Source organism: Burkholderia sp. APQ4-4ca (assembly GCF_057837105.1).
Window position 1 is genome coordinate 1 of sequence record NZ_JBYQCG010000151.1, and the last position, 8756, is coordinate 8756.

10 protein-coding genes are annotated in these 8756 nt (G+C 65.7%); all 10 read right to left on the minus strand.

From position 1 onward, the window contains the following. On the minus strand, positions 1-201 hold a 201-nt coding region (locus tag AC3IFE_RS18455), incomplete at its 3' end, for a helix-turn-helix domain-containing protein (RefSeq protein ID WP_489191482.1). A 465-nt stretch (positions 202-666) separates the two neighbouring features. After that, complete coding sequence (locus tag AC3IFE_RS18460) at positions 667-1818, minus strand: phage late control D family protein (protein WP_310639194.1); 1152 nt, start codon at positions 1816-1818, stop codon at positions 667-669. Continuing rightward, entirely contained in the window at positions 1815-2243 is a 429-nt protein-coding gene (locus tag AC3IFE_RS18465; RefSeq protein WP_489191483.1) for a phage tail protein, read from the minus strand. The genes AC3IFE_RS18460 and AC3IFE_RS18465 overlap by 4 nt, the downstream gene beginning before the upstream one ends. 13 nt (positions 2244-2256) lie before the next feature. Beyond that, on the minus strand, positions 2257-5508 hold the full coding sequence (locus AC3IFE_RS18470; RefSeq protein WP_489191484.1) for a phage tail tape measure protein: 3252 nt from the start codon (positions 5506-5508) through the stop codon (positions 2257-2259). Further along, the gene (locus tag AC3IFE_RS18475; RefSeq protein WP_014724666.1) at positions 5505-5624 is read right to left on the minus strand and encodes a GpE family phage tail protein; all 120 of its coding nucleotides are present in this window, start codon (positions 5622-5624) and stop codon (positions 5505-5507) included. Before AC3IFE_RS18475 ends, AC3IFE_RS18470 begins: the two co-directional genes overlap by 4 nt. After that, complete coding sequence (locus AC3IFE_RS18480; protein ID WP_006757090.1) at positions 5624-5935, minus strand: phage tail assembly protein; 312 nt, start codon at positions 5933-5935, stop codon at positions 5624-5626. The genes AC3IFE_RS18475 and AC3IFE_RS18480 overlap by 1 nt, the downstream gene beginning before the upstream one ends. Before the next feature lie 32 nt (positions 5936-5967). Next, entirely contained in the window at positions 5968-6477 is a 510-nt protein-coding gene (locus AC3IFE_RS18485; protein ID WP_006757091.1) for a phage major tail tube protein, read from the minus strand. A 29-nt stretch (positions 6478-6506) separates the two neighbouring features. Continuing rightward, on the minus strand, positions 6507-7679 hold the full coding sequence (locus tag AC3IFE_RS18490; RefSeq protein WP_489191485.1) for a phage tail sheath protein: 1173 nt from the start codon (positions 7677-7679) through the stop codon (positions 6507-6509). A gap of 111 nt (positions 7680-7790) precedes the next feature. Then, on the minus strand, positions 7791-8540 hold the full coding sequence (locus AC3IFE_RS18495; RefSeq protein ID WP_489191487.1) for a DNA-methyltransferase: 750 nt from the start codon (positions 8538-8540) through the stop codon (positions 7791-7793). Continuing rightward, on the minus strand, positions 8518-8700 hold the full coding sequence (locus AC3IFE_RS18500; RefSeq protein ID WP_489191488.1) for a Com family DNA-binding transcriptional regulator: 183 nt from the start codon (positions 8698-8700) through the stop codon (positions 8518-8520). The genes AC3IFE_RS18495 and AC3IFE_RS18500 overlap by 23 nt, the downstream gene beginning before the upstream one ends. Between the last annotated feature and the right edge of the window lie 56 nt (positions 8701-8756).

The window sequence follows — 8756 nt, forward strand, 5'->3', positions numbered from 1 at the left end:
CCGAAACCCATCACTTCCTGAACGACGCTCCATCAGCGGGCGGCCGAGGACGCGCTCAAGCGCGGACACCTTCTCGCTGACGGTCGGCCGCTGCACTCCCATTGCCTGCGCTGCTTCCGAAATGCTGCGATAGCGCGCGATCTCGCTGTATGCGCGCAGCAGATTCCAGTTGAGCCGAGGGGGAGTCGTCCGGGAAGCCATGATTCGAGCGGTAGTTGTTGTTGCCGTAATGCGCGCGTCGCAGGGGCGGGGGACGAGAGGCGGGAGAAAGCCCGCGAAAGTTAGGCGCTTTCCTAACTTTCACGGGGCTTTCTCCTTCATTCCATTTGTCTGAAAAAAGCACGAAAATGGGGCCGCGTTACAGCACGCGTGAATGCCGTTTCACGTCGTAGCGCCTCTCAAAATATCCGAAGAGGAAGCCGTTGTGAGTAACAAGCCGCAAGAGCCGCAATTCCGAAATGCAACAGCCGAGGACGGGGTAATCCGACGCTGTACCGAAGCCACGATAGCCGCCCAATGTGGGCGCGCCAGCTCCACTGTAGCCGGGAACCGCGAGACGCGCGCAGTGCGCGATTTGTCGGCCGGTGAGCGAGCGGCGCTGCTCGCGCAGGTGACGAGCGCGATGTTGAGCCTATCGAACATCCGCGACCTGCTACTGACGTAACGTCAGCCCTCCGCCGAGGTGTCGATCTCCGGCACCTCGCTCGCCTTGACCTCTAGGTCGAGGTCCGATGTAAATCCGCCGTTACCGTCGATCGAATGTGTAACGCGCGCAATGATCCAGTTGCAATCATCAATGACACGTTTGTAACCGCGCACGGTTACAGGTAATTCGGTCATCAGCTCGGGGCGGCCGAGCGCCAGCACAATGCTGAACTCTGCAACGCCGCGCTGCAACTTCTCCCATTCCGCTTTCGCCGCGCGCGTCGCGTTCGCCTTGTTCGCGTACGTGTGCCGCAACGTCTTCACGTTCTCGGCCGTGCCGAACAACACGTCGCCGCTCTTGTCGATCGGCTTCTTCTTCGCCGTCGTGCGACGCCGGCGCCGCTTCACGGTGGTCGACTGCTTCTTCGCGGTGCGCGTGTTCAGGTAGAACGCCTGCACGCCGGAATACGTGTCCCGATCGGCGACGCCGAAGTCGTGACGGTCGCCGACGTCGCGCGTGATCGTGACGGCCGGCAGTGGCTTACCACTCGCCGTGGTTGCCTCGCCGGCCTTGATGAAGAGCAGCAGCCCGTTCTTCACGGTGGCGATCGCGTCAAACATCTTCGCCAGGCGCGACAGCAGATTGGCATCCGACTCGGCTGTCTGGTCGATGTGGTCGACGAGCTGCCCGTCGAGCGCCTTGCTGATACGCGCCTCGACCTTGTTCTGACTGGCGATCGCGCGCACGATTGCACCGACCGTCTGCCGATGCCAGGAGCGCTCCTTCTTGATCGACAGGCCCGCGCGCAGATCGACGCTGCGCGCGCGGATCGTCAACACGTCAGGCGTGCCGGTGTGCCGTACCTCATCGACCATGAATTCGCCCTTGTCGACCAGGCCGTTCGCCGCGCCGGCCCAGCCGATCGCCAGCTTCAGCGTGACGCCGCGACTCGGGATCTCGAGGGCGCCGTCAGAATCGTCGAGGCTGATATCGAGCTGGTCCGCTTCGAAGCCGCGGTTGTCCTGCAGCGTCAGCGAGATCAGCCGGCCGTCGAACTTCTTCGTGATGTTCTTGCCGTTGAGCGTGATCGAGTAGATCGCACGCGGCACGCGATCGTCGGCGATCACGACCTTCTGCACTAGGTCGGCGCCAGGGATGTCCGACAGGTTCATAGCGAGATCGCCCCCTTGATGGCGTCGGTCACGATGCCGAGCATGTCGAGATCGTCGTTGCGCGTCAGGGCAATGGTGAACTCGATGCGCCGCGCGGTGCCGTCGTCGAAAAACAGCGTGCGTGTCGTGTCGATGTTGTCGATCGTGAACATGCCGTAAATGTGGCCTGTGCCTTCGATCAGCGGCCAGGCGGTGTGCTGGCCCGCCATCGCTTCGATGACGGCTAGTGACATATCGCCGCCCGTCAGCTCGGGCAGCAGCACGCCTGACAGGCTGATGGTTTCGTCGTCCTCGCCGACGTACTGCCGCGCAGGCTTTTTGCCGATGCGGTTGTTGCTGGCGAAGCGCCAGCCGCGCCGGCGCTTCAGCTCCTGGTAGGGCAGGGTCGACAGGCTGAACACGAACAGCCCGAGCGCCATCATCATGCGAACCTCTCCTTCAATCCCGATCGCGCAGTCGCGAGCGCTCGCGCGCGGCCTGCGTGGCCTGTTCCTGGCGCATCACCTGCAGCACCTTCTGCGCGAGCGCCTGCTCATCCATGCCGGGCGCGGCATACACCTGGATCGTGATCGGCGCCTGCGCGACAGGCGCACTGGTGGCGGCCGACGCGACCGTGAGCGGCGGGCGGTTGTCGACCGTGAGCGGTGCACCGCCGGCGATCGCCGCGCCCGTGATGCCGATGCCAGCGCCGGCCGCAACGATCCGCTTACCGACTTCGAGCACGGTCGACAGCGGCCCGTCCTGACCCTCGCGCAGACCCTGCTCGAGGCCCGCCATCGTGAAGCCACCGAGCGCGGCGAACACTCGGCTCGGCGAATGGATACCGAGCTTTTCCTTGAACCAGCCGATCACGCTGCCACCGGCCGACTCGATCGCATCCTTCACCGAGCCCAAGCCGCTTTTGATGCCGTTGACCAAGCCGGACATCAGGTTCGAGCCGAAGTCGACGAAGCGCGCAGCAGCCTGCGCCGCAACAACGACGATATCTGCGAGCCACGCGCCGAACCCCTTGCCGGCGCTGGCCGCCGCGTCGAGGCTTTTCTTGCTGGCGTCGACCGGACCCAACAGGCGCGTGATCCAGTTCCACGCGCTCTTTACGGCACCGACCAGCCAGTCGAACACGGGCTTCAGAGGCGCGAACGCCGCGCCGAGCGTCGCGAGCACGCCGCTGAAGATCGGCGCGAGCGGGCGCAGGCCCTCGGTCAGCCCCTGCCAGAAGCCCGAGAAAAACGCCTTAATCGGCTCCCAATACTTGATGACCAGGAGCGCGGCGAGCGCGATGCCGGCGATCACCAGTCCGATCGGATGCATCAGCGCGGCGCGGCCGACGAACAGCAGCGTCTGCGCGAGCCCGCCGAGCGCCGCGCGCACGCCGTTGATCGCGCCCGTCGTGCCGCCCTTGACCAGATTGAAGCCGCCGCGCGCGGCGTCCCCGGCAATGCCGGCCGCACCGCGCCCGCCGACGTACTGCCGGGCTGCGGTCCAGCGCGACGCCGCAGCCGCGCGTGTCGCGGCCGCCTGCGCGGCGACGGCGCGCCACACCTGGGCGGTGTACTGCCGCGCGGCGCCTGCGCCATCCTTCATCGCGGTCGCGGCCGACACGCCCCATTGCTGGATCGACGCCTTCGCGGCCTGGCCCGCGGCCGGCACGCGCTGCGCGAGCGACGCGAGATAGGTGCGGAGGGACGACGCGGCCGCTCGAGGCGACGACGCCTGCCATGCGCTCGACAGCGCCGTGCGGATGCGCCCGGCTGCAGACTGCGTGCCCTTGCCGGCGGCCGTGACGCCGGCGGCTGCGCTGGACGCCGCGCCGGAAATGCCGCGCAGCGCGCCAGCGCCGGCACCGAGCGCGCGCACAAAGGCGCCGCCCTGAATGCCGAGCATCGACATGCTGAAGCGCACGATCGCCAGCGGCCCGAGGATGCCGGCGAGGGCGATCGTCAACGTGCCGAGCACGGCGAGCAGCACGCCGAGGCCGGCCGCGCCGATCGCGACCGCACGCGTGAAATTCGGGTATTCCTTCGCGAAGCCGAGCAGCCGCTCGAGCACGCTCGTCGTCAGCTCGAGCGCGCGGTTGTACACGGGCAGCACCTGCTCGCCGATGACGGTGCGCAGGTTGCGCACCTTCTCGAGCGCGATCAGCTCCTTCCCTTCGGTTTGCTTCTGTCCCAGCTCGTGCAGCTTGTCGATGCCGTACGCGCCACGGTTCAGCTTTTCGTTCTTGTGAATCTGCTCGCGCTGCATGAACATCGTCGCGAACAGGTTCGCGCCGTTGCCGTTCGTCATGATCGTGGAGAATTCCTCCAGGATCTTCGCGTCCGACGTGATGCCTTTGGCCTTGAGCTTCGGCAGCAGCACCTTCTCCATCCACTCGAACGGCGACGCGTTGAAGAGGTCGCCCTGGATCAACGCGCCGGGTTTGATGCGCTTCACGTTGCCGATCGTGTTGTATTCGACCGACTTCTTATCGACCAGGCCCAGCTCGACCAGGCGCTTCGCGGCACGCACGGTCGTCTTGCCCTGCATCAGGTTGCTGTACGCGGCTTGCACGCCGGTGCCGGCCGCATGCCCGCCCATTTCCTGAATCAGCGGTTCCATCTGGTAGTAGAACGCGTCCTGGCGCATCTGCTTCGCTGCGACCTTGCCGGTCTGGATGAAGTTGCGCCACTCGTCGCCGCCGACGCGGCCGCCCGTGGCGGTCAGCACCTGCTGAACCATGTTCGCTTCGCCCTTGAACGCTGCCTCGCTTTTCGTGCCGCCGCGCAGCTCGATCACCTTCAGCATGTTCATGAACTTCTCTTCGTTCTCGTGCCCCTGGCCGGCACCGAACATCGCCTCGTTCGCGAACTTCATCTTCGCGAGCGTCGGCATCACCATCTGCGCGTGATGCTCGTCCGCGAAGATGGACATCGCGTCGCGCATCAGCGTCATGTTCTCTGCGATCGCAACACCTGGCGTCTTCATCGCGCGGACGTAGCGCTCGGCATCCTGCGTCGCACGGTCGCCGAGGCCGAGCCCCTGGATGCGGCCGCGTTCGTTCTGGACCTTCTTCGCCTCGGCGAGCGGCTCGCGCAAATCGTTGAGGATGTGCGAGCCGGTCGCACGCGCGGCATATCCGCCGATCGCCATTTCTGCCGCTGCGCCGCGCGCGGCGCCCAACTTGGCGCGCGCGTCCGCGATGCGCTTCTGACGGGTGTTCAGCGCGTCGAGCCGGCGCGATTGGGCGTCGATCGCGCCGGTCGTTGCGGCGATGTCGGTGCGCAGCGTGCGCTCGTGCTGGGAGAGTTTGCCCGTGTCGACGCCGGCGCGGGTCAGCCGCGTGCGCAGCTCGTCGACGCTGGCGGATTGCTTCTTGAACGCGGCGCCGAGCTTCGACGAGGCTTGCCGCGCCTTCGCCAGCTCGGCAACCATCTGTTGCGACGGCGGCCCGTACGCTCGCAACGAGGTCGCGAGTTCCTTGATCTTCTTCTGTGCGTCGGCGAGCTTCGTCGCGGTGTTGGCGAGCCCCGTGCGCATCTCGCGGAACTCGCCGACGCGCCGCTGCGTATCGTTGAGTTCCTTGAGCCGCGCGCGGGAGTCCCGCAGCTCCTTCACGAGCGTGCGGTTCTTGGTGGCGATCTCGCGGATCGGCCGGCTCGCCTGGTCGAGCGCCTTGAGGACGACCTCGAGGCGCAGGGAACGGTCACTCATTCATCGCCCCGTTCGTAGCGGACGCGCGCGTGCTCGCGCCAGGTCATCAGTTCATCCAGCGACATGGCGTTCATCACGTCAGGCGTCCAGTGGAAAACGAGGGCGATGTCGGCCATCACTTCGTCGACGGATCGAGGGATGCGTCCTGCTTCACGGAGTTCGGTACCAAAAAACCGGCAAGCTCCGTGCCGAGCTTGACCAGGTCGGCCGGGTCCATGCGCAGCACGTCCTGCTCGGTCAGCATCGGATTGCTGATGCGCGGGAGCACCTTCGACAGGGCGATGACGTCGAGTTGCAGGACATCGGTGAGCGTGACGCCGCGCAGAGCGCCGCTGCCCGACATGGTCAGCGTGACAGCGTCGATTTTTTGTTCGCCGCGCGCGATCGGGGTGTCGAGCGGCAGCGGGTCGGTTCGTTTCAAAGACATGGGCGCTCCTTAGAACGTGAGGGGGATAGGGGTTACAGGCCGAGCGCGCGGCGCTGCTGGGCGAGGCGATCGACACCGCCAACCATTTCGATGAAGTTCGGGAAGTCGATCTCGATCAGGGTTTCGCCGTTGACGACGAGGCGGTAATACGCGAGCGACATCGTGCCGGTCTGGTCGGCGTTGTCGCCGGCCTTGGCCTTGCCGGGGTCGATTTCCTTGTAGCGGCCGCGCACGTACACCTCGACCGCGTCGACCGCTTCGGTGTCGTCGCGCTGATAGGAGCCGGCGAAGCGTACGGTGACGCCGTCGACCTTCGACGTGCCCCACGTCTTGAACATCTCCTTCATGAAGCCGCCCATCGTGAGGCCCAGCTCGAGCTTCTCCATGCCGAGATCGATGTCGACCTCGCCATTCATGCCGCCGCCGCGATATGCCTCCATCTTGCGCGTGAGCTTCGGCAACTGGATTTCCGGCACCTCGCCGACGTACGAGACACCGTCCTCGAACACGATGAAATTCTTGAGTTTGGATGGCAGAGCCATTGCGTTTTCCTATGGTGAGTGGCGAGCCGTCAGACGGCGATGCTTTCCGCGAACTTGAGCAGGTAGCGGTCCGTGATGCGCTGGCGGAACGTCAGGTCTTCGAGCGGAGGCGTCGGGCAGAAGTCATAGTCGATGAAGCCATTACCGGCCTTCAACGAATCCTTGTCGTTCGCGCCCGGATCGAACCAGCACTCGCCGTCGATGACGTAGCCGGCGTTTTTCCACATCCGGAACTTCGCGTTCACGCCATCGACGACGTCGCGAATCAGCGTCCGGCTCATCGGCTGGTCGACCGCCCACATGTGGGCCTCGGCCATCGTGTCGGCGATCACCTGCGCGCTGCGCACATAGTTCTCGAACGCCCACAGCTTGTCCTCGGAGCAGGTCCTCGATCCCCACAGACGGTAACCATTCGCGTTCACCAGCGTGGTGACCTCGTGGCTGTTCAGGTAGCCGGCGTCGGTGTTCGGGTCTTGCAGGTCCCAGAACACGTCGCGGCTGATGCCGGTGACACCGTTCACGACGACGTTGGAGATCGTCTTGTGCCAGCCCGTTTCCTCGTCGATCTTTGCGCGCATGCCGAGCGCGCGCGCCGTCGCCCAGGTGATGTCCTCGGCGCTGGTCGTGGTGTTCCAGTTCACAAAGTCCGGCCAGATCGTCATCAGCTCGCGCTGGCCGAAATTCGCGCGGTAGGCGACGGCCTCTTCCTTCGTTTGAGCACCGAAAGCGTTGACGTATGCGAAGCCGCACAGCTTCTGCGCAATCGTCGCCAGCTCGGTCGCGACCGGCAAAGTGTCGAGACCAGGACAGCCGAGCACGCGCGGCTTGACGCCGAGCCGGGTATTCGCAGCGAGCAGCGCCTTCAAGCCGGTGTACTGGCCGTCCGCGGTCGTCGTGCCGATCACGTTGCTGGTCGTTGCATCCGCGTCCTTGCCGGTCGGCACGCGCACGGCGACGATCAGCGGCGAGGTCTGCGCCGCGATCGCGTCGAGCGAACGCGCGAGCGTGCCCTTCGTGCCGGCGCGGCCGATTGCGGAGCGCACGTCCGTGATGAGGACGGGACGGTTTTCGGGGAAGGTAGCAGCGTCGGCATCGTCGCCGGTGCTGACCAAGCCGATCACGGCCGTGCTGACCGTGCGGATGGGGCGCGTACCGTCATTGATTTCAATGACGCGTACGCCGTGGTGGTAATCAGAAGGCAAGCTTTTCTCCCGGAAGTGAGCCTTCCGAAAGATTGCCTTCCGCGCGCGCGGAGATCACGCGCGGGAGGTTGTACAGCGGCAGGGCACAACCGAAGCCGCTGCATGGTGTCGCTACGCAGCGACGGGCAACGCGTCCAGCTCGGCCAGGCGCGCGGTCGCGACCTGGTGACAGGTCGGCTCGAGCTCGCAACCGATCCAGTGCAAACCGGCCTCCTTCGCTGCGGCGAGGAACGTGCCGGACCCCGCGAACGGATCGAGCACAACGCCGCCGGCCGGCGCCAGGCGCACGACGTCGCGCGCGAGCTGCGCCGGCTTCTCGGTCATGTGGCGCTTCGGATGCGCGAGGCGCTCGGAGAACACGCCAGGCAGATACACGTCGGCTCGGCGCACGGCGCCCTTCGTGGCCCAGACCAGGAACTCGGACTGCTGCGCGAAGCCGCCGGCGCGCGGGCGTGTGCGGCCGCCGGTCTTGTCCCATACGGCGACGCCGCGCCAGGTGAAGCCGGCGGCCTGGATCGCATCGGTGAGGCTCGGCAACTGGCGCCAGTCGACGAAGCAGGCCAGGTGCGCTTCGTTGCGGCAGAGGCGATACGCTTCCGCGAGCCACGTCATGCACCAGAACGTCCACGATCGCTGATCCTTGTTGTCGTGCTGGAATTCGGGGTAGAGGTCCTGCGATTGACTGACCAGGTACTTCTTCGACGGAGACTGGCTGCGCGAAGCGCTCGTCGTGCCGCCGGACGAGTAGGGCGGGTCGGTGAAGACCAGGTCGACGCACGCATCGGGCAGCGCGCGCATGACGCTCAGGGCGTCGGCCTGGTGCACGCGGTTGATCAGATCAGCGGAGATGGTGTGTTGCATGGGGCGATTCCCTCGTATCGGAGGCTCGGTGGCCTGCGGGTAAGGGGCTCGCGGCCCTCAGAATATTCAATGCGCCGCAACGCGGGCATTTGATGTTGAGCCGGATGTATTCGCCGGCGCCAAGTTTGCGGTTACAGCTTCCGCATCGGATGTCCTGCATGGGGTGATTCCTGCTTGTGCTAGGATGCCGGCGCCTCTCGAGAGGTGTCGCGGCCC